Here is a 21,253-nt window from a genome sequence, read left to right as displayed (position 1 = left end):
CTAACGTCCGTGCCGTTCACGCTGTGTCACCCGGCCGCCGTCCTGCCCCTGGCGAGACGGCCGCTGGTTCCGTCGGCGCTCGTCGCCGGGTCGGTCGCGCCGGACGTCTTCTGGTTCGTTCCGCGGCTGCCGGGGGTCGGCCTGACCCGGACCCACGAGTTCGCGTCGGTCCTCTGGCTCGACCCGCTCATCGCCCTGGTCCTGCTGGCCGTGTTCCACGTCCTGCTGAAGCGGCCGATGCTGGCGCTGGCGCCGAGACCGCTCGCCGAACGGCTCCCCCGCGGCTTCAGCTGGAAGAACCCGGGCTGGATCGCCGTTTCGCTGGTGCTCGGCGCCGCCACGCACGTCGGCTGGGATGCCTTCACCCACAAGGATTCCGGGCTGCCGTTCCTGAGCACCCCGCTCGTCACCGGTGTCGACGTCGGACGCCTGATCCAGCTGATCAGCACGATCGCCGGCGCCGCGGTCCTCGGCTGGTGGCTGGTCCGCTGGTACCGCCGCGCCCCCGCCGAACCCGCTCCACCGCGCACCCGGCACCCCCGGTCCGCCACGGCCTTCCTCGCCGCCGGAGCCGTGGCCGGCGTGCTCGCCGAAACCCTGCCGTTCTTCGCCCAGCACGACGCGATGACCCCCGCGGGCGTCTTCGGCAACGCGACCTACCTGGCCGTCACCGGCGCCTGCAGCGGGTTCTTCGTCGCTCTCGGCTTCTACGCACTCGCCTGGCACGCGCGGTATAGGCCGTTATACGGAAAGCGGGCCACCTCGGAAGGTGACCCGCTCGACGCGAAGACTCTCAGACGGTGAAGCCGAGGGCGCGCAGCTGCTCGCGGCCGTCCTCGGTGATCTTCTCCGGGCCCCACGGCGGCATCCAGACCCAGTTGATCCGGAAGTCCTTGACCAGGCCGCCGCTGGTCAGCGCGGCGTTCGTCTGGTCCTCGATCACGTCGGTCAGCGGGCAGGCCGCCGACGTCAGCGTCATGTCGAGGGTCGCGGTGTTGTCCGGCTCGACGCGGATGTCGTAGACCAGGCCCAGGTCGACGACGTTGATCCCGAGCTCCGGGTCGACGACGTCGCGCATGGCCTCTTCGACGTCCTCGATCTTCGCCAGGTCGAGGTCCTGCTTCGCGGTGGTCTCGGCGTCGAGGTCGGCGGCGGTGCGCCCCTCACGAGTGGCGGTTTCTTCAGTCATGCCTTTTCAGCTCCACTGCTCGTCCGGGCGACGGCGTCCTTGAAAGCCATCCAGCCGAGGAGGGCGCACTTCACGCGAGCCGGGTACTTGGCGACGCCCGCGAAGGCGACCCCGTCCTCCAGCACGTCCTCGTCCGGCTCGACCTTTCCCTTGCCCTGCATCAGTTCCACGAAGGCGTCCATGGTGGTGAACGCCTCCTCGACCGTGTGGCCGACGACGAGGTCCGTCAGCACCGACGTCGACGCCTGGCTGATCGAGCAGCCCTGGCCGTCGTAGGAGACGTCGGCGACCTTCCCGTCGTCGAGCTTGACCCGCAGGGTCACCTCGTCGCCGCAGGTCGGGTTGACCTGGAACGACTCGGCGTCGAACGGGTCACGCAGGCCGCGCCCGTGCGGGTTCTTGTAGTGGTCCAGGATGATCTCCTGGTACATGCTCTCCAGGTTCACTGCGCCACCCCGAAGAACTTCTGCGCCTCGCGGATCCCGGCCACCAGGGCGTCCACTTCGGACAGATCGTTGTACAGGTAGAACGACGCGCGCACGGTCGCCTGCGCCTGGCAGGCGCGGTGCAGCGGCCACGCGCAGTGGTGGCCGACGCGGACGGCGATGCCGAGGCTGTCGAGCACCTGGCCGGCGTCGTGCGGGTGCACGCCGTCGATCACGAACGACACGGTCGCGCCGCGGTCCGCCAGGTCGGTCGGCCCGATGATCCGGACACCCGGGATCGCGCCGATGCCTTCCAGCGCCGCCGCGGCCAGTTCCTTCTCGTGCGCGGCGATGCGATCCATGCCGACGGCCGAGAGGTAGTCGACGGCCGCGCCGAGGCCGATGGCCTGCGACGTCATCGGGACGCCCGCCTCGAACCGCTGCGGCGGCGGCGCGAAGGTCGAGCCCTCCATCCGGACCATCTCGATCATCGACCCGCCGGTGAGGAACGGCGGCATCGCTTCGAGCAGCTCGGTCCGCCCGTACAGGACACCGATGCCGGACGGGCCGAGCATCTTGTGCCCGGAGAACGCGGCGAAGTCGACCCCGAGCTCGTGGAAGCTCACCGGGAAGTGCGGCACCGACTGGCAGGCGTCCAGCACGGTGAACGCGCCGACGGCCTTGGCCTTCTCGACCAGCAGCGAGACCGGGTTGACCGTGCCGAGCACGTTGGACTGGTGCGCGAACGCGACCACCTTGGTGCGCGGCGTGATCAGCTCGTCCACATCGGACAGATCGAGGCGGCCGTCGGGGGTCACCTTGAACCACTTCAGCGTCGCCCCGGTGCGCTGGCACAGCTGCTGCCACGGCACGAGGTTCGCGTGGTGCTCCATCTCGGTGACGACGATCTCGTCACCCGGGCCGACGACGAACCGCGCGGCTTCCGGGCCCGCCGTGGCGGCGTTGCCGAACGAGTAGGCGACCAGGTTGATGCCCTCGGTGGCGTTCTTGGTGAACACCAGCTCCTCGGGGTCGGCACCGACGAACTCGGCGATCTTCGCCCGCGCGGACTCGTAGGCGTCGGTCGCCTCTTCGGACAGCTGGTGCGCCCCGCGGTGCACGGCGGCGTTCGAGGTGAAGACGTACTCGCGTTCGGCCTCGAACACCGCGGTCGGACGTTGCGACGTCGCTCCGGAGTCCAGGTACACCAAGGGTTTCCCGTCGCGGACCGTGCGCGACAGGATGGGGAAGTCGGCCTTCAGGGCCGCCACGTCCAGTGGCAGAGAACCGGCCGAGGTGGTGGTCATCGGGCCGACTCCTCTCTTCTCGGTGTAGTGGTGGAACGTCAGACCGCGGCGGGCTCGGTCTTGCCGGTGTACTTGACGTACCCGTTCTCCTCCAGCTCGTCCGCCAGCTCGCGACCGCCCGACTCGACGATCTTGCCGCCGGCGAAGACGTGCACGAAGTCCGGCGTGATGTGCCGCAGGATCCGGGTGTAGTGCGTGATCAGCATGACGCCGACCTCGCTGCTGGCCTTGTACTGGTTGACGCCCTCGGAGACGATCCGCAGCGCGTCGACGTCGAGGCCGGAGTCGGTCTCGTCGAGGATGGCGAACTTCGGCTTGAGCAGCGCCAGCTGCAGGATCTCGTGGCGCTTCTTCTCGCCGCCGGAGAAGCCTTCGTTGACCGAGCGCTCGGCGAACTCCTGCGAGATCTCGAGCTTGCCCATCTCCTCCTTGACCTCCTTGACCCAGTGGCGCAGCTTGGGGGCCTCGCCACGGACCGCGGTGGCCGCGGTGCGGAGGAAGTTGGACATCGACACGCCCGGCACCTCGACCGGGTACTGCATGGCCAGGAACAGGCCGGCCCGCGCGCGCTCGTCGACGCTCATCTCGAGCACGTTCTCGCCGTCGAGCAGCACCTCGCCGGAGGTCACCTCGTACTTGGGGTGGCCGGCGATGGCGTAGGACAGGGTGGACTTGCCGGAGCCGTTGGGGCCCATGATCGCGTGCGTCTCGCCCGACTTGATGGTCAGGTCGACGCCCTTGAGGATCTCCTTGGCGCCTTCCTCGGTGGTGACCGAGGCGTGCAGGTCCTTGATTTCCAGCGTTGCCATTCTTCGTTTTCCTAAGTCAGAGAGGGCGGTCAGGCACCGACGGCTTCGAGTTCGGCTTCGATCGCGGCTTCGAGGCGCTCGCGCACCTCGGGGACGTCGATCTTGACCAGGATCTCGTGGAAGAACCCGCGCACGACCAAGCGCCGCGCGGCTTCTTCGGCGATCCCGCGCGACTGCAGGTAGAACAACTGCTCGTCGTCGAACCTTCCCGTCGCGCTCGCGTGGCCGGCGCCTTCGATCTCGCCGGTCTCGATCTCGAGGTTCGGCACCGAGTCCGCGCGGGCGCCCGGCGTGAGCACCAGGTTGCGGTTGAGCTCGTAGGTGTCGGTGGCCTCGGCGGCCGCGCGGATCAGGACGTCGCCGATCCACACCGTGTGCGCGTCGTCGCCCTGCAGCGCGCCCTTGTACATCACGCGCGACTTGCAGTTCGGCACCGCGTGGTCGACGAAGAGGCGGTGCTCCTGGTGCTGGCCCTTGTCCGCGAAGTAGACGCCGAGCATCTCGACGTCGCCGCCCTTGTCGGCGAAGGTCGCCGTCGGCGAGACGCGGACCAGGTCACCGCCCAGGGTGATCACGGTGTGCCGCAGCGCGGCGTCGCGGCCCAGCTTCAGGTGCTGCTCGGAGACGTGCACCGCGTCGTCGGCCCAGTCCTGGACGCTGACCACGGTGACCTTGGCGCCGTCGCCGATGACGAACTCGACGTTGTCGGCGTAGGTGCCGGAGCCGACGTGGTCGAGCACGATCACGGCTTCGGCGAACGCCTCGGCGCGGACCTGCAGGTGCCCGTAGGCGACCTGGCCCTCGCCCGGGCCGTGGATCCGCAGCACGGACGGCTTCGACGCCTTCGTCTCCTTCGGCACCGTCACGACGGTGGCCTGCTTGAACGCCGAGTACGCCTGCGCGGCGATCCGGTCGCTCGGGACACCGGCGGCGCCCAGCCGCTCGTCGTCCCGGCCGACCGACTCGATCTTCAGCTCGGGCGCGGCCTCGGTTTCGAGGGTGATCTCGCCGGTGGCGACGGCGCTGCCGTCGTGCAGGCCGCGAAGGCGCTTCATCGGCGTGAAGCGCCAGTTCTCCTCACGGCCGCCCGGGACCTCGAAGGCCTCGACGTCGTAAGAAGTGAACCGCTCCGCGCGGGAGGCCGCCGGAATGACGGCCCCCTCGCGGAGGGCTTCGGAAACGTTGTTCTCGGTAACCGACATGACTAGCCGACGGACCCTTCCATCTGGAGCTCGATCAGGCGGTTCAGCTCGAGCGCGTACTCCATCGGCAGCTCACGGGCGATCGGCTCGACGAAGCCGCGCACGATCATCGCCATCGCCTCGGCCTCGTCGAGGCCGCGCGACATCAGGTAGAACAGCTGGTCCTCGCTGACCTTGGACACCGTGGCCTCATGGCCCATGGACACCTCGTCGTTGCGGATGTCCACGTACGGGTACGTGTCCGAGCGCGAGATCGTGTCCACCAGCAGCGCGTCGCAGACGACGCTGGAGCGCGAGTGGTGCGCCCGCTTCGCCACGCGGACCAGGCCGCGGTACGAGGTCCGGCCGCCGCCGCGCGCCACCGACTTCGACACGATGGTCGAGGACGTGTGCGGCGCGAGGTGCTCCATCTTGGCGCCCGCGTCCTGGTGCTGGCCCTCGCCCGCGAACGCGACCGACAGGACCTCGCCCTTGGCGTGCTCGCCCATGAGGAACACCGACGGGTACTTCATCGTCACCTTGGAACCGATGTTGCCGTCGATCCATTCCATGGTCGCGCCCTCTTCGCACTTGGCGCGCTTGGTGACCAGGTTGTAGACGTTGTTCGACCAGTTCTGGATGGTCGTGTAGCGGCAGCGGGCGCCCTTCTTGACGATGATCTCCACGACCGCCGAGTGCAGCGAGTCGGACTGGTAGATCGGCGCCGTGCAGCCCTCGACGTAGTGCACGTACGCACCTTCGTCGACGATGATCAGGGTGCGCTCGAACTGGCCCATGTTCTCGGTGTTGATCCGGAAGTAGGCCTGCAGCGGGATCTCGACGTGCACGCCCTTCGGCACGTAGATGAACGAGCCGCCGGACCACACCGCCGTGTTCAGCGCGGAGAACTTGTTGTCCCCGGCCGGGATGACCGAGCCGAAGTACTCCTGGAACAGCTCGGGGTGCTCGCGCAGGCCCGAGTCGGTGTCCAGGAAGATCACGCCCTGCTCCTCCAGGTCCTCGCGGATCTGGTGGTAGACGACCTCGGACTCGTACTGCGCGGCGACACCGGCGACGAGGCGCTGCTTCTCCGCCTCGGGGATGCCGAGCTTGTCGTACGTGTTCTTGATGTCCTCGGGCAGTTCCTCCCAGGAGGTGGCCTGCTTCTCCGTGGACCGCACGAAGTACTTGATGTTGTCGAAGTCGATCCCGGAGAGGTCGGCCCCCCAGTTGGGCATGGGCTTCTTCTCGAAGAGCTTGAGCGCCTTCAGTCGCGCTTCGCGCATCCACTCCGGCTCGGACTTCTTCCCGGAGATGTCGGTGACGACATCTTCGTTCAGCCCGCGACGGGCGCTGGCGCCCGCCTCGTCGGAGTCCGCCCAGCCGAACGCGTACTTGCCAAGGGACTCGATGGTCTCTTCCTGGCTCAGTGGCGCGGTGGTGGGAGTGCGCTGCTCGGCAGCGGCAGTCATGCGGGTTTCCCTCCATTCGGGATCCGTGCTGTGTGCCCCTCGGGGGACACCGTTCTCGCCGGCTCGGGATGGGCCGGCTGACCCGCCGTGACGGGTACGTGGGTGGTGCACGCGGAGTCCCCGCGTGCGATGGTCGCCAGCCGCTGGACGTGGGTGCCCAGCAACTGCGCGAACGCCTCCGTCTCGGCCTCGCACAGCTGCGGGAACTCCGCGGCCACGTGGGCGACCGGACAGTGGTGCTGGCACAGCTGAGCCCCGACGTTCTGGCCGGGCGCGGGGGTACCGACCTGGCGGGTCGACGCAGCGTAGCCTTCCCTGCTCAGCGCGGTCGCGAGGGCCTCCGCGCGCGCCGCCGGATCACCCGGGCCGGTGATCGCCGAGCGGTGCGGGCCGACGAGCTTCTCGATGCGCTGCTCGGCGAAGGCGCGGACGGCGTCCTCCCCGGCGTGCTCGGCCAGGAACCGGATCGCGGAGACGGCCAGGTCGTCGTAGGCGTGCCCGAAGCGGGCGCGGCCGGGCTCGGTCAGCAGGAAGAGCTTCGCCGGACGACCCCGGCCCCGGGGTCCGCGGCGGGGCGCGTCGCGCGTCTCGGCTTCGCCATCCGCGAGAAGCGCGTCGAGGTGGCGGCGGACGGCCGTGGGGCTGATCCCGAGCTGCTCGGCGACCACGACGGCGGTCATGGGACCCTGTTCGAGCAGCAGCCTCGCGACCTCGTGGCGGGTCTTGCCCTCGGCGCTGACCTGCGACGGAACGTGCGGGTGCGCGGCGCGGGGCATGTCGCCGCCCGCCTGGTCACCCGCCTCCGTCTTTTTCACAACACAAGTGTGTCTTATTTCCGGACGACCCGCAAAGGCGGGGCCCGCGGCAGTGATCCGACTCACTCCGGGGCGGACCGATACCCTGCACCCGTGGCAGTGGGTGAACAGGACCGGCAGGTGGCACGGCTGGTGAGCGGGCGTGTCCAGGCGGTGACGCTTTCCCCGGTGCGGCCCCGCGAACCGCTCCCCCTCGAGGCAGGCGAGCAGCGCGGGCTGGACGTCGTGCGCCGGTTCGGCACCGTCGGGTCGCTGTTCCTCGCGCTCGGTTCGCTCGGGGCCGGCGCCGCCCCGGTGATCAACCCGGTGCAGGAGATCCCGGTGCTGCGGCTGTTCACCCGGATCCCGACGGTGTCGCTGGCCATCGCCATCTCCGGGATGGGCATCCTGGTGCTGAGCTGGCTGATGCTCGGCCGGTTCGCCCAGCCCAGCCGCACCCGGCTGGCGTCGCAGGGCCAGCTCGCGCGCACCATCGCGCTGTGGGTGCTGCCGCTGCTGGTGATCCCGCCGCTGTTCTCCCGTGACGTCTACAGCTACCTCGCGCAGAGCGAGATCGTGCACCGCGGGATGGACCCGTACGTCCTCGGCCCGGCGCAGGCCCTCGGCGTCGCCGACCCCTACACCTCGGGCGTCTCCAACATGTGGCGCGAGACGCCCGCCCCGTACGGGCCGCTGGTGCTGCGCCTCGGCGGCTGGCTGGCGCCGCTCGCCGGCAACAGCATCGCCGTCGGCGTGCTGCTGCAGCGGCTGCTCGCGATGGCCGGCGTGGTCCTCATCGTGTGGGCGCTGCCCCGGCTGGCCCGCCGGTTCGGCGTCCAGCCCGCCACCGCGCTGTGGCTCGGCGCGCTGAACCCGCTGCTGATCTTCCACTTCGTCGCCGGCGCCCACAACGACGCGCTCGCCATCGGCCTGATGCTCGCCGGGCTGGAGGTGGGCATCCGGCGGCTGCCGATCCGGGTGAAGGGCGACACACCACCACCGCTCGCGCGCGGGGAACTGCTGTACATCGCCCTCGGCGTCGCGATCATCACGCTCGGGGTCGCGGTGAAGCTGCCGGCGGTGTTCGCGCTGCCGTTCTTCGCCGTGATGGTGGCGCGGCGCCGGCACGGGCGGCTCAAGGACCTGTTCGTGGCCGGGGTGCCGATGGCGCTGTGGTTCGGCGTGGTCCTGGTGGCCGTCTGCTTCGGCACCGGGCTGGGCTTCGGCTGGTTCGGGGCGACGTTCGCCGCGCCGGGGCTGGTGCACAGCTGGATCTCGCCGAGCAACGAGCTGGCCAACCTGGCCGGCGTGCTCGGCATCACCCTGAACCTCGGCAACCACACCAGCGCCCTGGTGCCGATCTTCGGCATGCTCGGCTACGCCGTCGCCGTCGCGATCACGGTCAAGTTCCTGTGGGACAGCTTCAAGTGGCGCTACCGGCCGATCATCGGGCTCGGCGTCTCCCTCGGCGCGGTGATGGTCCTGCAGATCAACCTGCAGCCGTGGTACCTGCTGTGGGCGGTGATCCCGCTGGCCGCGGCGGCCGGCACGTCCCGCTTCCGGGTCGCCGCGACGGTGGTCAGCGCGGCCCTGCCGTTCCTGCTCCCGCCCACCGGCAGCACCTTCGACGGCCGCCCGTACGTGCTGCCCTTCGCCTACGTCGCGGCGATCGTCGTCTGCGGCGGCGGGATGCTCATCGTGCGGCGGCTCGCGCCCGCGTTGTTCGCCAAGCCGTCCCCGCCGGTGCCCGGGCCCGTCGACGCCGTATCGTGACCCGATGTGAGTGTCCCTGCCGTCGAGATCAGCGGGCTGGTCAAAAGCTACGGCTCCACCCGCGCGGTCGACGGCCTCGACCTGCGGATGGAGCGCGGCAGCCTGCTCGCGCTGCTCGGCCCGAACGGGGCCGGCAAGACCACCACCGTCGAGGTCTGCGAAGGCTTTCTCAAGCCTGACGCCGGTTCGGTGCGCGTGCTCGGCTTCGACCCGGTGCGCGAGTCGGCGGCGCTGCGCCCCGGCGTCGGGATCATGCCCCAGGGCGGCGGCGCGTACCCGGGCGTGCGCGCCGACGAGATGCTGCAGCTGGTGGCGTCCTGCGCGGCCACCCCGCTCGATCCGGCGTGGCTGCTGGACGTCCTCGGGCTGGCGCCGGTGCGCCGGACGCCGTTCAAGCGCCTCTCCGGCGGGCAGCAGCAGCGCCTTTCCCTGGCCTGCGCCCTGGTCGGGCGGCCGGAACTGGTGTTCCTCGACGAGCCGACGGCGGGCATGGACCCGCAGGCCCGCCGGCTGGTCTGGGACCTGCTGGGCGCGTTGCGCGCCGACGGCGTTTCGGTGCTGCTGACCACGCACCTGATGGAAGAGGCCGAGGCGCTGGCCGACACGGTGGTGATCGTGGACCACGGCAAGGTCGTCGTCTCGGGCGCGCCGCAGTCGCTGACGATGGACGAGACCGGCAGCGCGGGCCTGCGCTTCAAGGCCCGAACCCGCCTCGACACGGCGTTGCTGACCGCGGCGCTGCCGGAGGGTTACGCGGTCCGCGAGTCGGCTCCGGGGACGTACGTGGTGCTCGGCGTGGTCGACCCGCAGGTCGTGTCGACGGTCACGGCGTGGTGTGCCCAGCAGGGCGTGCTGCCGGAGGAACTGCAGGTCGGCAAGCGGACCCTGGAAGAGGTCTTCCTCGAGCTGACCGGACGGGAGCTGCGGGCATGACTTTCGCCCCCGGGACGTTCACCCCGGCGCCGGGCCGCGGCTCGCTGGGCCGCATGCTGCGCACGCACGCCCGCGTCGAGGCGAGCCTGACCCTGCGCCACGGCGAGCAGGTGCTGCTGACCCTGCTGATCCCGCTGGCGCTGCTGATCGGCCTGTCCCTGCTGGACATCCTGCCGGCGTCCTCGCTGGGCTCGACGTCCAAAGTGGACTGGATCACGCCGAGGATCCTGGCGCTGGCGGTGATGTCCTCGGCGTTCACCGGCCAGGCGATCGCCCTGGGGTTCGACCGCCGTTACGGGGTGCTCAAGCGCCTCTCGGCGACGGCGTTGCCCCGCTGGCTGCTGGTGGCCGGGCGGTTGGCGGCGGCCCTGCTGGTGGTCGTGCTCCAGTCGGTGATCCTCGGTGTGGTGGCGGCGTTCCTGGGCTGGTCGCCGTCGGCCGCCGGGCTCTTTTCGGCGGTGCTGCTGCTGGTGCTGGGCACGCTGGCGTTCGGCGCGCTGGGCGTCCTGCTCGGCGGGGCACTCCGGGCCGAAGCCGTGCTGGCGCTGGCGAACATCGTGTGGTTCGTGCTGCTCCTGGCGGGCGGCATCCTGCTGGCCCCGTCTTCGTTGCCCGCGGGCCTGGCGCACGTCGTGGAGCTGCTGCCGTCGGGCGCCCTGGCGGAAGGCATGCGGGCGGCCCTGGTCGACGGCTCGTTCGCACCCGGGCCGATGGCGGTCCTCGCGGTGTGGGCGGTCGTCGCGGGAGCCGTGGCCTCCCGCACGACCAAGCTCACCTGACCGCCGGCACCGACACCATCGCGCGGTAGTACCCCTCCGGATGCGGCTCGCCGACATCCCGCCCCTCGGCCCGCACCCAGGCGTGCGCCGCGAACGGCGGGCTGACCCGCACGCCCGCGCACCACTCCGGCCACTGCCCGGCCAGCCGGGCCACCAGCACCGTCGCCACCGACCGGCGCAGGCAGCCCTGGGGCCCCGCGGCCTTCAGGCTGACGCTGGTCACCAGCGTGCGGCACCGCAAGGCCGTCGCGTGGTCCGCCGGGCGCGCGCCCCGGCGCACCACCCGGAGCACCGCGCGCAACCGCGCCGGGGGCAGGGCCGCCAGGCGCCCGGCCACCAGGGTCAGCACCCCCGCCACCAGCCGGTGCGGCCAGGGAAACCGCGCCGACGTCCGCGCGATCGTCTGGGGTGAGGTCATTTCGTCCCCCGGACCGGCACGAGCAGGCCGCGCTCGGTCAGCCGGCCGACGAGCTGGTCCACGTCGTCGCGCGCGGTGGCTTCCGGGACCGCGAACCGTTCCGCCACCCGCTCGGCGGCCCGGTCCGCGTCCCCGTCCAGCAGCGCCCGGAGGACGAACAGGCCGGTCGTGTTGAGGCCGAAGTACCGGCCACGGCGTTCGTCGAGCAGCACCGCCCCGTAGTCGGTGTCGGTGACCAGCACCGTCTTCGCCAGCTGGTAGGTCATTCCGCCTGCCTTTCCCCGCAGGTGCGCAGCCACGCTTCGGCCGCGATCGTCGGTTCGATCCGGTACGCCGGGCGCCGGATCTCCAGGGGCCCGCGCGTCTGTTCGCGCCAGGCCGCCACGTCGAGGAGGCCCAGCCCGGCGAGGCGGCTGTCCTCCCCCACACCGCGGATTCGATCGCGGTGCCGGGCGGCGCCGGTGATCACGGTCGCCGCCGTGTTGGACTTGCCCGTCCGGGTCAGCGCCGCGCCGGGCACGATGCCGTCCATGGCCGCCGTCAGGACCTGCTTGTACCGGGCCGGGTCGAACCGCACCCCGGGCCGCACGGACAAGGCCGCCCGGACGACGCGGTCGTCGAAGAACGGCGCGGACACCCGTTCGCCGGCCTCCTCGGCGAGGGCCTTGTAGGCCGCCGCGATCGCCGATCCACTGAGCACGGTGGCCAGCGACGCGTGGACGCCCCGGTCCCCGGCCAGCGGCTCGGCGGTTTCGGCGGCACGCAGCAGCTCCTCCGCCGCGAGCGCGGTGACCTCCGGCGTCGCCCAGGCCGGGACGGTGGGGACCGTGCCCCAGCCGAGGTCGTGGCCGAGCCGCGGCCGGTCCCGTTCGCCGATCCGCGCCGCCGTCCGGCCGAGCCACTGCCGGTAGGTCTCGCGGCCGAGCGCGCCGCGCAGGACTTCCCGGTAGGACCAGCGGTTCTTCACGACGGTGTGGCGCAGGGCCCGGGCGCCGGTCACCGGCGACGTCCGCAGCAGGGTGGCGATCACCTGGATCGGCGCGGAACAGGTTTCGTCGCCGCCGAACCCGGTCAGGTGCACCACGGGCCGGTGCCGGCCGCCGCGCCGCACGATGTCGAGGAACCGCCGGGCGTTGTGCCACAGCGGAAACGGCTCGTCGAACGCGGGCGCGGGATCGAGGATCCCCGCGTACACCAGGGGCACCTCGCCGGCGGGGATCACCTCGTGCCGGATCGTCCCGCGGGCTTCGAGCCGCTTGACGGTCTCGGTCGCGTAGCCGACGTCGAGGTCCATGGCGTCGGGCTGGGCGGCGGTCATCGCGACCACGTCGGCCCCCGCCCGCACCGCGAGCGAGCACAGCGCGCTCGAGTCGAGCCCGCTCAGGTGGGAGACGACGGTGTGGCCCGCACCGGCCCGGACGGCCACGGCCCGGTCGAGTTCGGTCCGCAGCTCCTCCGCGGCGGCTTCGAGCGGGCGATCGGGCTCCGGCGGCGTCCACCAGCGGCCTTCGGCGCACCCGGCGGCCGTCACCTCCGCGTACTGCCCGGGACCGACGGCCCGCACCCCGGCCCACACCGGCTCCCAGGACAGCGGCCAGGGCGCGCCGGGGAACACCAGCCGCGAGGCGATGGCACCACGCCGGAAGCCCGCGCCGGTCAGCTTCGCGAGCACGGCCGCGGAATCGCTCAGCACCTCGATGCCGCCGATCCGGGCGCGGTAGACGCGCCGCAGCCCGGACGCGGTGCCCTGCGCCCGGAGGCGGCGGGGGTCCGCGGCGATCACGTGGCTGCTGCCGGGCAAGCCGGCCAGGGTGGCGGCGGCCCGCGGCAGGTCCGCCGGAAGCGCGCGCAAGGTGTGTTCCGTCGCCGTGTGCTCCCCGACCAGCGCCGTCACCAGCCCCGGCTGCCTGCCGACGACGAGGCTGCCCGGCCGGAACCGGCCGGCCAGCCAGGGACGGCCCGACGGGTGGTCGTGCACCTCGATGGTGCTGTCCGTGCGCCGCAGCGCATCGGCGATCGCCTGGCTCCCGCCGGCGTCGGGCAGGACGACGAACCAGCTCCGGGCCGGCCCCGGGCCGCCGCCGGTCATCGGGCCCCGGCCGGGGCGCAGCGGAACTGCGCCCCGGCGGGAATCCGGATCAGTGCCACTGGGCGCCGATCCACTCGAAGTCGTCGCCCTGCACCCCGGCGGTGTTCTCGCCGAAGTCGCCGAGTTCGGTCAGCGTGGGACGCTCGTACTCTTCCATCCGTTTCCCCTCTCGGAAGTGATTCACGGTCAAGCACCAAGCTAGTGATCAATTCACCGGCGGTCATTCCGGCGATGAGGTGATCGGTGCAAACCTGAGCGCTCGGGGAAACCGTTGGAGGAAAAGGGATTCAGCTCGCTCCGGGCTCACGGCCGAGCCGGGCCAGCGCCTCGGCCCGCTGCCGGATCGCGGCGCGCACGTCGTTGCGCCGGCCGGGGGCGACCGCGGACAGCAGCTCCGCGAACTCGGCGCCGCCGGGCGTTTCCTGGTCGAGGAGCAGGATCAGCAGGCGCCCGGCGGCGGTCCGGTTCCACGCCCGGCGCAGCCCCGCCGGGAGGGAGACCCGCCCGGCGTCGCCGGGCCGGCGGCGGGCCAGCGGGTCCTCCCCGCGCCGCCACCGGCTGCGCACGTCGTGGGCGGTGCCCACGGAAACGCCGGCCTCGCGGGCGATCTCGCGGACCGAGGCGCCGGGGTTCTCCGTCAGCACGCGCAACGCCCGCGCCCGCCCCGCCGCCTGGTCGGTCGGATACCGGCGGCCGTCCCGCCCGATCCGGGTGTTCGGCTGCGGGCGGTCCGCACCCGAACGCCGGCGCGCGGCCGCGACGGTCTTGTCGGAGAGCCCGCTGGCCGCGGCGATCGCCCGGTCGGACCAGGCCGGGTGCAGTTCGACGAGCCGCGCCGCGGCGGCGGCCCGGTCGATCGGCGAGAGCGTCCGGCCGCTGTTCGCGTTGAGGCGGACGGCGAGCAGGAACTCGTCACCGGGAGCGCAGTCGGCCAGCAGCACGTCGACGTGGGTGCGCCCGGCGGCCTTCGCGGCCAGCAGCCGGTGCGTCCCGTCGATGACCCGCAGCCCGTCCCGGCTCGCGACCACCGGCGGCAGGCGGTCCGCGAGCTCGGCCAGCTCGCGGACGTGCTCGGTGTCCACCCCGCCGACCCGCGGCGAAACCGCGGGCCGCAGGGCGTCCACCGGCACGCGCACCGCCGGCTCGGCCGTCGCGAGGCGAGCACAGAGGTCTTCGAACTCCCGCAGTCCGCGCCCGCCGGGCGGCCCCGGACGGGACACGGGGGTCAACCGCCGGTCCGGCGTCCCGCTCGAGCCGGCGGATCCCAGACAGATTGGCGCGCAACGATCACAAGGTCCCTCCCCGGTCCTTGATCGTCACTATACACATCGGCGGCGGTCACGTTCGGCTACGAAGGGGCCGAGCCGGTGACCTAGGTCCCTTGCGCCGGCGGCGCCGTTCTGGGCGCCGGGACCTGCCGAAAGCGCGTTTTCCGCGCGCTCTACCATCGGATGCGTGCCGTTCACCAGCCTCGTCGCCCGTCTGCCGTACCCCTCCGCCGCCGTGCAGCGGGCCGTCGGGATCGCCGCGGTCCTCGCGCAGGCGCTGATCGGCGTCACCGGCTCGATCGTGCGCGTCACCGGGTCCGGGCTCGGCTGCCCGACCTGGCCGCAGTGCGTCGCGGGCAGCCTGGTGCCGGTGGACCACCCGGGCATCCACGCGCTCAACCAGTGGATCGAGTTCGGCAACCGGCTGCTCACCGTGGTCGTCATCCTGGTCGCCGCGGTCGCGGTCGTCACGGCGTGGCGGGTGCGGATCGACCACCCCACCCGCACGCGCCTGGTGAAGCTGGCCTGGACGATGCCCGGCGGCGTCGTGCTGCAGGCCGTCGTCGGCGGCCTGACCGTGCTCGCCAAGCTGGAGTGGTGGACGGTCGCGATCCACTTCCTCGCGACGACCCCGCTGGTCTGGCTGGCCGTCCTGCTGCTGCGCGCGTTCCGCGAAGGCGACGAGCCGGCGCGGCCGCTGGTTCCCGCCGCCGGCCGCACGATCCTGGTCCTGCTCGCCGCGGTGATGTGGCTCGTGCTCGCGGCCGGCACCACGGTGACCGGCGCCGGCCCGCACAGCGGCGACCTCAACACCCACCGCCTCGACGCCCCGGTCGAGGCACTCGCCCAGGTCCACGGCGGGCTGCTGGTGCTCTACCTGCTGCTGCTCGCGGTGTTCGGCCTCCAGCTGCTGCGCGTCGGCGCGCCGAAGAGCCTGTGGCAGCGGTACACGGCGGTCTGGGTGGTGGCTGTCGCGCAGGGCGCGCTCGGTTCGCTGCAGTACGCGCTGGGCGTGCCCGAGGCGATGGTGTCGTTCCACGTGCTCGGCGCGATGGCGGTGATCGTCGCGACGGCGTCCCTGTGGACGGGCAGCCGCGACCGCGGCCCGGCGGTGTCCCTGACCCCGGCTCCGCGCGAACTCACGGCCGCCTGACGGCAACGCGGGCTTAACTCCGCGGCGGCGTGCCCGTCCCGGTGGTGGGTTACTGTTCGCGCCATGACGTCGCGCACCCCGTCCAAGCCGCTGATCTCGCACCGCCGCGGCACCGGCGAGATGATCGTGCTGAAGACCTTCCTGCTGGTGCCGTTCGCGGCGCTCCTGATCGCGGTCCCGCTGGTCTGGGGCTGGGGAATGACCTGGGTCGACCTGATCCTCGCCGCGGTGTTCTACGTCTTCGCGACGCTCGGGGTGACGGTGGGCTACCACCGTTACTTCACCCACGGCGCGTTCAAGGCGGCGCGCCCCCTGCGGGTGGTGCTGGCCATCGCGGGCAGCATGGCGGTCCAGGGCTCGGTGATCTTCTGGGTGGCCAGCCACCGCCGCCACCACGCCTTCGCCGACCGCGAGGGCGACCCGCACTCGCCGTGGCTGTTCGGCACGTCCCCGTCGGCGTTGCTGCGCGGCTTCTGGCACGCGCACATGGGCTGGATGTTCGGCCGCGAGGTGACCAACGCGGACCGTTTCGCCCCGGACCTGGTGGCGGACGCGGATCTGCGCTGGGTCAACCGGTATTTCTGGCTGTGGATCACGCTGAGCCTGGCCCTCCCGGCACTGCTGGGCGGCCTGCTGACGTGGTCGGTGTGGGGCGCGGTGACGGCGTTCTTCTGGGCGGGCCTGGTGCGCATCGCGTTCCTGCACCACGTGTCGTGGTCGGTGAATTCGGTGTGCCACCTGATCGGCGAGCGGCCGTTCGCCAGCCGCGACCGCGCGGCGAACTTCTGGCCGCTGGCGCTGCTGTCGATGGGCGAGTCGTGGCACAACTCGCACCACGCGGACCCGACGTGCGCACGGCACGGGGTGTTGCGCGGGCAGGTGGACGTCTCGGCGCGGGTGATCCGGACGTTCGAGCAGCTCGGCTGGGCGACCGATGTGCGGTGGCCGCGAGCGGACCGGCTGGCGGCCAAGCGAGCCTGAGCTCGTCACCCACCGTCACTTCCACCTTCCTCCATAGTGGACGGACACTCCCAGTAACTTTCCCTTACCGTAAGTCGAAGAAGGGAAGTCTGATCAGTGTTCATCAACGGCGGCGAAGGCAACGGCGGCGGTAGCGGCAACGGCGGCGGCAACACCGGCAACTAGCCTCCGGAGGACCCGAGCCACGCCCCGGTGTGGCTCGGCCTCGAGCACTCCTGCGGCCACCGGAAAGCGATCCCGTACTCCTCTCGCGGCTGGCACGGCCCCGCGAACGTGTGCTGCACGAACCCGTCCTCCACGACGAGCAGGTGCGGATCCCCGGCGGGCGGCCGCCGCAGGCGTTCGTGTTCGGTCTGTTCCGCGTACCACCAGCACGCCTCCGGCAGGCAGCCCTCGTCGAAGGTGACCTGGATGGTCAGCCCGGCCACCGGTTCCCCCGCCCGGTTCCGCTCGCCCACGGCGATCCCGTGGTGGTCGACTTCGACGTTGACCCATTCCCGCTGCTGGTCGAGGCGGTCGTCGGTCGCCTCCGAAACGAGGCTGTACGACTCCCCCTGGCGCAGCTTCCGGCGGAACCGCAGCCGCGCCATGACCGGGTCACCCGGGTGCGGCCCGGGCACGGCGACGAGCCGGCAGTTCCAGATCGCCTGCACCGGGATGCCGGCGAGATCGCCCGCCCGGCCGGTCAAGGCGTGGACGTCATACCCGTCGACACCGTCCCCGCAGGCGACGAGGGTGCGTTCGGTCAACCGGCGCGACACCGTTCTGCGCCCCATGACCACCCGCACGAGCATCCGTTCGAGGAACACCGGCTGCGCACCGCGGGACGGCGGCCGAAGACCGGGAACGCGACCGCCCGGTCCGGCTGCGGCGGCCGCTCGCCCGGCCTCGACGTGGACCTGCCACCCGGTGCCGTCGCGCTGCAAGCGGCCGAACTCCCGCGTCAGGCAGTCCGCCAGCAGCGCGACCGCGCGCCGCCAAGCCTTGTGCATGGGGGTCGTCGTGCTGGGTGGCGGGCTGCCGAAAACGCCGTCCAGCGCCGTCAACTGTTTGAAGCGGTCGTCGAGGGTGCCCTTCCACACCGCGGCCGGACCGGGCGCCGGCGGCAGCCGGAAGGCGGCCTTCAGGGTGTTGCGGCGGCGCGAATCCTCGGCGGAACCCGCCTTGGCGACCTCTTCGACGATGAGGCCCCAGATCGCCAGGGCCCGCGACTCCGGCGTGCCGCCGGGCAGCGAAGCCGTCGGCCCGGCCAGGCAGCCGACGGCGGCGGCCGACTCGCTCGCCGGTTCCTCGATCGCGTACCGGAGGAACCGCAGCGGTTCGCCCTCCTTCCGGGTCGCGAGCCAGCGCAGTGCGGCTTCGACCGCCGCGGGCGAAGCCGCCTGGTCGGTACGGGCGAAATCCAGCTGTACGGTCACGGCGTTCCTCCGCAGCCCGGCAATGATCGACAACCACCGACAACCCGGGGCAACGGCGAGACCGGCCACGACCACCGGCCGACGGCGAGAAACCCGCCGCGACCACGAAAGATCACTTCCCGATCCGGCCACCGGAGCTCACCATTACCCACAGGTGTACTAGTACACGACACACCGAGGTGGAACAATGGTGCAGAAGTCCCCGCGATCGCCGGGATGCGGACGGGACGGCCGCCGTCGTCCCGCGGGCCCCGCCGCGCCTACGCCAGCTGCTGCCGCACCGCCGACGCGAACCGCGTGGCCGCGCTCGGGTCCGTCTGGCGGAAGCCCAGCGACGGCTCCGTCAGCTCCAGCTCCAGCAGCAGCGGCTTCCCGTCCGCGCCCCGCACCAGATCCACCCGTGCGTACAGCAGTTCCGCCCGCAAAATCCCCAGCAGTGCCGATGCCGCGTCCAAGACGTCCTCGGCCAGCGCCACGGCGTCCGCGGGCGGCGTGGCCGGGGCCAGCTGCTCCGACAGGTACAGCCCCGAAGAGTCCATACTGGACCCCAGCATCGCACCCTTCGAGAAGGCGTGCGAGTAGATTCCGCCCAGGTAAACCAAAGCCAGCTCACCCGCGCTGTCCACACTGGACTGGTACGGCTGGATCAAGGCCGTGTGCCCGTCGGCGTGCAACGCAGCCACGTGCGCAGCAGCGTCAGCGCCGGCAGCGAACCGCGCCGCGCCGCGGGATCCCGCCCCCACCGAGGGCTTCACCACGAAGTCCGACGACGGGAACGAAGCCGGCGAACCCGGCTCGACCAGCGCCGTGGGCACCACCGCCAGACCCGCGTCGAGCAGTTCCACCAGGTACGACTTGTCCGTGTTCCACCGCACCACGCCGGCCGGGTTGAACAGCGACGGCACCGATTCGCACCACGCGAGGAACTCCGGGCGCCGGGACGCGTAGTCCCACGTCGCCCGCAGGATCACCGCGTCGGCCGCCGAAAAGTCCGCCGGGGAATCCCACGGTGCCCACGACACCGAGAAGCCCAGCGAGGACAAGGCAGGCACGACGGCGTCGTCGTCGCCGTCACCCGAAGGGAGCTCCGCGCAGCTGACCAGGATGGCCGTGGGGCTCACTTGCCCGCCATCTTGCGGCGGTGCTCCGGGCCGATCTTCGCCTGCTTGACCGTCTCCGCGTCCCAGGTCGCCGGCGCGAGGTCCTCGACCGCCTCGACCAGTGCCTCGCCGGTCGCCACCGAGGGCACCACGACGTCGCCGAGCGCGCCGTCGGCGCCGACCAGGACCACGCGGGCACCGGCCCGGCCGATGTTCTCCACCACCGCCTTGGCCGGCTTGCCGTGCGCCTTCACGAACTTGCGTGCCGCGCCCAGCTGCGCACCCGACGGCGGGGCGACGGTCTCTTCGGTTTCAGCCACGTCCCGAACCATAACCAACCGGGAGCCGGAACGCGGAACAGCGTGGCGTCGGCCATAGTTGCACCCGGGAGAACCCGACCCGAGGAGGACGCATGCCCACCGCAGTCCAGGTGACGAAGACCGGCGGCCCGGAGGTGCTCGAACCGGCCGAAGTGGACGTCCCCGCCCCGCAGGACGGCGAACTGCTGGTCGACGTCGCCGCGGCCGGGGTCAACTACATCGACACCTACCAGCGGCAGGGCATCTACCCGATGGAGCTGCCGTTCGTCCCCGGCCTCGAGGGCGCCGGCACGGTCGTGGAGGCGGCCGCCGGTACCGGCTTCGCGCCCGGCGACCGCGTGGCCTGGCAGGGCTCGATCGGCAGCTACGCGGCCCGCAAGCTCGTCCCGGCGTCCGTGGCGGTCAAGGTGCCCGAGGGCGTCTCGCTGGAGACCGCCGCCGCCACCATGCTGCAGGGCATCACCGCGCACTACCTGGTCGCCTCGACCTTCGAGGTCAAGCCGGGCCACGACGTGCTCGTGCACGCGGCCGCGGGCGGCGTCGGCCTGCTCCTGGTGCAGCTGGCGAAGGCGCGTGGCGCCCGGGTCATCGGCACGGTGTCGACCGAAGAGAAGGAACGGCTCGCCCGCGAAGCCGGCGCCGACGAAGTGATCCGCTACGACCGCGAGGACTTCGCGAAGATCACCCGCGAGCTGACCGGCGGCGAGGGCGTCGACGTCGTGTACGACGGGGTCGGCAAGGACACCGTCGACGGCAGCCTCGCCAGCCTCAAGGTCCGCGGGCTGCTCGCGCTGTTCGGCGCGTCCAGCGGCCCGGTCCCGCCGCTCGACCCCCAGCGCCTCAACGCCGGCGGCTCGCTCTACCTGACCCGCCCGACGTCCGTGCACTACACCCGCACGCGCGAGGAGATCGACTGGCGGTCGAAGGAGCTGTTCGACGCCGTCCTCGCGGGCGAGCTGGACATCCGCGTCGGCGGCAAGTACCCCCTGGCCGACGCCCGCAAGGCCCACGAGGACCTCCAGGCCCGCCGCACCACCGGCAAGCTGCTGCTCATCCCCTGACCCAGGTGGCGCGCCGGCGGTAGCCGTCCTGCTCGACGTCCTCCGCGGTGAATTCGACCTCGGCGCCGGGGGTCAGCTCGCGGAACCCGCCGGCGGCGTCGATCACCGAGAAGTGCACCCAGACGGGGTCGCCGGAACCCGGCGTCTCGACGACCCCCCAGCCCTCGTCGGCGTGCCATTCGCGGACGCGGCCGCGGCGGGTGTCCATGGGGTGCCTGCTAGGCGGCGGGGACCGAGACGGCGTCGGTGACGAAGACGAGGGTCTCGTTCGGCTTGATGCCGCGGCCGCCCTCGCCGTACGCGAGGTCCGGCGGGATGATCAGCAGGCGGCGGCCGCCCTGCTTGATGCCCTCCAGGCCCTTGTCCCAGCCCGGGATGACCTCGCCGGCGCCCAGGTTGAGGTCGAAGGGCTGGCCGCGGTCGTAGGAGTTGTCCAGGACCTTCCGGTCCGACCACGTCACCAGCAGGTAGTTCATCTTCAGCTGCTGGCCCGCCTTCGCCGCGCCGCCGGTGCCCTCGGACAGGTCCTTGGTGATCAGCTTCTTCGGCGGGTCGCAGTCGTCGGGGATGGTGATCGCCGGCTTCTCGCCGAACTTGCCCGTCGTCTTGATGTCGTCCGCGGTGCACTCGCGGCCCTTGCTCTGGGTCGCCGGTGCCGCGCTCGGCGACGGGACGGCCGGGCCCGCCGGGGCGGCGGTCTCGGTCTTGGCCTGCTGGCCGCACGCGGCCAGCGACAGCGCCGCCGCGGCGGCGACCACGATCTTCCCGATCTTCTGCATGCGA

24 protein-coding genes are annotated in these 21,253 nt (G+C 72.0%); 7 read left to right on the top strand and 17 right to left on the bottom strand.

Annotated features, from left to right (window positions below):
• Positions 1-9 precede the first annotated feature (9 nt).
• Positions 10-804 carry a DUF4184 family protein gene (locus AB0J55_RS19615; RefSeq protein ID WP_364249908.1) on the top strand — a complete coding sequence of 265 codons (795 nt, stop codon included), beginning with the start codon at positions 10-12 and terminating at the stop codon, positions 802-804.
• On the opposite strand, the gene AB0J55_RS19610 is transcribed toward AB0J55_RS19615, so the two are convergent.
• The 7 genes from AB0J55_RS19610 to AB0J55_RS19580 are packed head-to-tail and all read right to left on the bottom strand — an operon-like array spanning position 794 to position 7,159.
• Positions 794-1,189: a metal-sulfur cluster assembly factor gene (locus tag AB0J55_RS19610; RefSeq protein ID WP_003071384.1), complete on the bottom strand. Its 396-nt coding sequence runs from the start codon at positions 1,187-1,189 to the stop codon at positions 794-796. The two genes, AB0J55_RS19615 and AB0J55_RS19610, sit on opposite strands and share 11 nt — an antisense overlap.
• Positions 1,186-1,635, bottom strand: coding sequence for a Fe-S cluster assembly sulfur transfer protein SufU (gene sufU, locus AB0J55_RS19605; protein ID WP_364249905.1), 450 nt, complete (start codon positions 1,633-1,635; stop codon positions 1,186-1,188). The genes AB0J55_RS19610 and sufU overlap by 4 nt, the downstream gene beginning before the upstream one ends.
• Complete coding sequence (locus AB0J55_RS19600; RefSeq protein WP_364249902.1) at positions 1,632-2,921, bottom strand: cysteine desulfurase; 1,290 nt, start codon at positions 2,919-2,921, stop codon at positions 1,632-1,634. The genes sufU and AB0J55_RS19600 overlap by 4 nt, the downstream gene beginning before the upstream one ends.
• A gap of 38 nt (positions 2,922-2,959) precedes the next feature.
• Positions 2,960-3,730, bottom strand: coding sequence for a Fe-S cluster assembly ATPase SufC (gene sufC, locus AB0J55_RS19595; protein ID WP_364249899.1), 771 nt, complete (start codon positions 3,728-3,730; stop codon positions 2,960-2,962).
• Positions 3,731-3,759: 29 nt separating this feature from the next.
• Positions 3,760-4,932 carry a Fe-S cluster assembly protein SufD gene (sufD, locus tag AB0J55_RS19590; RefSeq protein ID WP_364249896.1) on the bottom strand — a complete coding sequence of 391 codons (1,173 nt, stop codon included), beginning with the start codon at positions 4,930-4,932 and terminating at the stop codon, positions 3,760-3,762.
• Positions 4,933-4,934: 2 nt separating this feature from the next.
• Positions 4,935-6,383 (bottom strand): Fe-S cluster assembly protein SufB, encoded by a 1,449-nt coding sequence (sufB, locus tag AB0J55_RS19585; protein WP_364249893.1) that lies wholly within the window; start codon positions 6,381-6,383, stop codon positions 4,935-4,937.
• Complete coding sequence (locus AB0J55_RS19580) at positions 6,380-7,159, bottom strand: metalloregulator ArsR/SmtB family transcription factor (protein WP_364250779.1); 780 nt, start codon at positions 7,157-7,159, stop codon at positions 6,380-6,382. Before AB0J55_RS19580 ends, sufB begins: the two co-directional genes overlap by 4 nt.
• Positions 7,160-7,318: 159 nt before the next feature.
• Between AB0J55_RS19580 and mptB the strand changes: the two genes are divergently transcribed.
• From mptB to AB0J55_RS19565, 3 genes are read left to right on the top strand one after another with little or no spacing between them, the layout of a single operon-like run.
• Complete coding sequence (mptB, locus tag AB0J55_RS19575) at positions 7,319-8,950, top strand: polyprenol phosphomannose-dependent alpha 1,6 mannosyltransferase MptB (protein ID WP_364250776.1); 1,632 nt, start codon at positions 7,319-7,321, stop codon at positions 8,948-8,950.
• A gap of 6 nt (positions 8,951-8,956) precedes the next feature.
• Positions 8,957-9,883 (top strand): ABC transporter ATP-binding protein, encoded by a 927-nt coding sequence (locus AB0J55_RS19570; protein ID WP_364249890.1) that lies wholly within the window; start codon positions 8,957-8,959, stop codon positions 9,881-9,883.
• Positions 9,880-10,662: an ABC transporter permease gene (locus AB0J55_RS19565; RefSeq protein ID WP_364249887.1), complete on the top strand. Its 783-nt coding sequence runs from the start codon at positions 9,880-9,882 to the stop codon at positions 10,660-10,662. Before AB0J55_RS19570 ends, AB0J55_RS19565 begins: the two co-directional genes overlap by 4 nt.
• Here AB0J55_RS19565 and AB0J55_RS19560 read toward each other — a convergent pair.
• The 5 genes from AB0J55_RS19560 to AB0J55_RS19540 all read right to left on the bottom strand — a co-directional run bounded on the left by AB0J55_RS19560 (position 10,655) and on the right by AB0J55_RS19540 (position 14,389).
• The gene (locus tag AB0J55_RS19560; RefSeq protein WP_364249885.1) at positions 10,655-11,080 is read right to left on the bottom strand and encodes a lasso peptide biosynthesis B2 protein; all 426 of its coding nucleotides are present in this window, start codon (positions 11,078-11,080) and stop codon (positions 10,655-10,657) included. The two genes, AB0J55_RS19565 and AB0J55_RS19560, sit on opposite strands and share 8 nt — an antisense overlap.
• The gene (locus AB0J55_RS19555) at positions 11,077-11,346 is read right to left on the bottom strand and encodes a lasso peptide biosynthesis PqqD family chaperone (RefSeq protein ID WP_364249882.1); all 270 of its coding nucleotides are present in this window, start codon (positions 11,344-11,346) and stop codon (positions 11,077-11,079) included. Before AB0J55_RS19555 ends, AB0J55_RS19560 begins: the two co-directional genes overlap by 4 nt.
• Entirely contained in the window at positions 11,343-13,169 is a 1,827-nt protein-coding gene (locus tag AB0J55_RS19550; protein WP_364249879.1) for an asparagine synthase-related protein, read from the bottom strand. The genes AB0J55_RS19555 and AB0J55_RS19550 overlap by 4 nt, the downstream gene beginning before the upstream one ends.
• A gap of 49 nt (positions 13,170-13,218) precedes the next feature.
• Complete coding sequence (locus AB0J55_RS19545) at positions 13,219-13,326, bottom strand: keywimysin-related RiPP (protein ID WP_354822449.1); 108 nt, start codon at positions 13,324-13,326, stop codon at positions 13,219-13,221.
• 130 nt (positions 13,327-13,456) lie between these two features.
• Complete coding sequence (locus AB0J55_RS19540; RefSeq protein ID WP_364249876.1) at positions 13,457-14,389, bottom strand: helix-turn-helix domain-containing protein; 933 nt, start codon at positions 14,387-14,389, stop codon at positions 13,457-13,459.
• A 235-nt stretch (positions 14,390-14,624) separates the two neighbouring features.
• Here AB0J55_RS19540 and AB0J55_RS19535 point away from each other — a divergent pair, with 235 nt between their 5' ends.
• Together AB0J55_RS19535 and AB0J55_RS19530 are read left to right on the top strand one after the other, a co-directional pair.
• On the top strand, positions 14,625-15,590 hold the full coding sequence (locus AB0J55_RS19535) for a COX15/CtaA family protein (RefSeq protein WP_364249873.1): 966 nt from the start codon (positions 14,625-14,627) through the stop codon (positions 15,588-15,590).
• Between the two features lie 63 nt (positions 15,591-15,653).
• Positions 15,654-16,571 (top strand): acyl-CoA desaturase, encoded by a 918-nt coding sequence (locus AB0J55_RS19530; protein ID WP_364249870.1) that lies wholly within the window; start codon positions 15,654-15,656, stop codon positions 16,569-16,571.
• 161 nt (positions 16,572-16,732) lie between these two features.
• On the opposite strand, the gene AB0J55_RS19525 is transcribed toward AB0J55_RS19530, so the two are convergent.
• The 3 genes from AB0J55_RS19525 to AB0J55_RS19515 form a co-directional block, all read right to left on the bottom strand.
• The gene (locus AB0J55_RS19525; protein ID WP_364249867.1) at positions 16,733-17,989 is read right to left on the bottom strand and encodes a hypothetical protein; all 1,257 of its coding nucleotides are present in this window, start codon (positions 17,987-17,989) and stop codon (positions 16,733-16,735) included.
• A gap of 260 nt (positions 17,990-18,249) precedes the next feature.
• A complete protein-coding gene (locus AB0J55_RS19520) occupies positions 18,250-19,110 on the bottom strand; it encodes a hypothetical protein (protein ID WP_364249864.1) in 861 nt (286 codons plus the stop codon).
• Positions 19,107-19,421, bottom strand: coding sequence for a hypothetical protein (locus AB0J55_RS19515; protein WP_364249861.1), 315 nt, complete (start codon positions 19,419-19,421; stop codon positions 19,107-19,109). The genes AB0J55_RS19520 and AB0J55_RS19515 overlap by 4 nt, the downstream gene beginning before the upstream one ends.
• An 80-nt stretch (positions 19,422-19,501) precedes the next feature.
• Here AB0J55_RS19515 and AB0J55_RS19510 point away from each other — a divergent pair, with 80 nt between their 5' ends.
• A complete protein-coding gene (locus AB0J55_RS19510; protein WP_364249858.1) occupies positions 19,502-20,470 on the top strand; it encodes a quinone oxidoreductase in 969 nt (322 codons plus the stop codon).
• On the opposite strand, the gene AB0J55_RS19505 is transcribed toward AB0J55_RS19510, so the two are convergent.
• Together AB0J55_RS19505 and AB0J55_RS19500 are read right to left on the bottom strand one after the other, a co-directional pair.
• Complete coding sequence (locus AB0J55_RS19505; protein ID WP_364249855.1) at positions 20,460-20,678, bottom strand: cold shock domain-containing protein; 219 nt, start codon at positions 20,676-20,678, stop codon at positions 20,460-20,462. The two genes, AB0J55_RS19510 and AB0J55_RS19505, sit on opposite strands and share 11 nt — an antisense overlap.
• A 10-nt stretch (positions 20,679-20,688) precedes the next feature.
• Positions 20,689-21,249 carry an FKBP-type peptidyl-prolyl cis-trans isomerase gene (locus AB0J55_RS19500; RefSeq protein WP_364249852.1) on the bottom strand — a complete coding sequence of 187 codons (561 nt, stop codon included), beginning with the start codon at positions 21,247-21,249 and terminating at the stop codon, positions 20,689-20,691.
• Between the last annotated feature and the right edge of the window lie 4 nt (positions 21,250-21,253).

Origin of the sequence: Amycolatopsis sp. NPDC049688 (assembly GCF_040674975.1) — a bacterium.
GTDB lineage: Bacteria > Actinomycetota > Actinomycetes > Mycobacteriales > Pseudonocardiaceae > Amycolatopsis.
This window is presented reverse-complemented; position numbering and strand designations above follow the sequence as displayed.

What these genes read in the sequence shown, in the direction of transcription:
- AB0J55_RS19610 (WP_003071384.1), bottom strand. Translation starts at nt 1,189, where the DNA reads ATGACTGAAGAAACCGCCACTCGTGAGGGGCGCACCGCCGCCGACCTC.
- AB0J55_RS19600 (WP_364249902.1), bottom strand. Translation starts at nt 2,921, where the DNA reads ATGACCACCACCTCGGCCGGTTCTCTGCCACTGGACGTGGCGGCCCTG.
- sufC (WP_364249899.1), bottom strand. Translation starts at nt 3,730, where the DNA reads ATGGCAACGCTGGAAATCAAGGACCTGCACGCCTCGGTCACCACCGAG.
- sufD (WP_364249896.1), bottom strand. Translation starts at nt 4,932, where the DNA reads ATGTCGGTTACCGAGAACAACGTTTCCGAAGCCCTCCGCGAGGGGGCC.
- sufB (WP_364249893.1), bottom strand. Translation starts at nt 6,383, where the DNA reads ATGACTGCCGCTGCCGAGCAGCGCACTCCCACCACCGCGCCACTGAGC.
- AB0J55_RS19580 (WP_364250779.1), bottom strand. Translation starts at nt 7,159, where the DNA reads ATGCCCCGCGCCGCGCACCCGCACGTTCCGTCGCAGGTCAGCGCCGAG.
- AB0J55_RS19565 (WP_364249887.1), top strand. Translation starts at nt 9,880, where the DNA reads ATGACTTTCGCCCCCGGGACGTTCACCCCGGCGCCGGGCCGCGGCTCG.
- AB0J55_RS19560 (WP_364249885.1), bottom strand. Translation starts at nt 11,080, where the DNA reads ATGACCTCACCCCAGACGATCGCGCGGACGTCGGCGCGGTTTCCCTGG.
- AB0J55_RS19555 (WP_364249882.1), bottom strand. Translation starts at nt 11,346, where the DNA reads ATGACCTACCAGCTGGCGAAGACGGTGCTGGTCACCGACACCGACTAC.
- AB0J55_RS19550 (WP_364249879.1), bottom strand. Translation starts at nt 13,169, where the DNA reads ATGACCGGCGGCGGCCCGGGGCCGGCCCGGAGCTGGTTCGTCGTCCTG.
- AB0J55_RS19545 (WP_354822449.1), bottom strand. Translation starts at nt 13,326, where the DNA reads ATGGAAGAGTACGAGCGTCCCACGCTGACCGAACTCGGCGACTTCGGC.
- AB0J55_RS19530 (WP_364249870.1), top strand. Translation starts at nt 15,654, where the DNA reads ATGACGTCGCGCACCCCGTCCAAGCCGCTGATCTCGCACCGCCGCGGC.
- AB0J55_RS19515 (WP_364249861.1), bottom strand. Translation starts at nt 19,421, where the DNA reads ATGGTTCGGGACGTGGCTGAAACCGAAGAGACCGTCGCCCCGCCGTCG.
- AB0J55_RS19510 (WP_364249858.1), top strand. Translation starts at nt 19,502, where the DNA reads ATGCCCACCGCAGTCCAGGTGACGAAGACCGGCGGCCCGGAGGTGCTC.
- AB0J55_RS19505 (WP_364249855.1), bottom strand. Translation starts at nt 20,678, where the DNA reads ATGGACACCCGCCGCGGCCGCGTCCGCGAATGGCACGCCGACGAGGGC.
- AB0J55_RS19500 (WP_364249852.1), bottom strand. Translation starts at nt 21,249, where the DNA reads ATGCAGAAGATCGGGAAGATCGTGGTCGCCGCCGCGGCGGCGCTGTCG.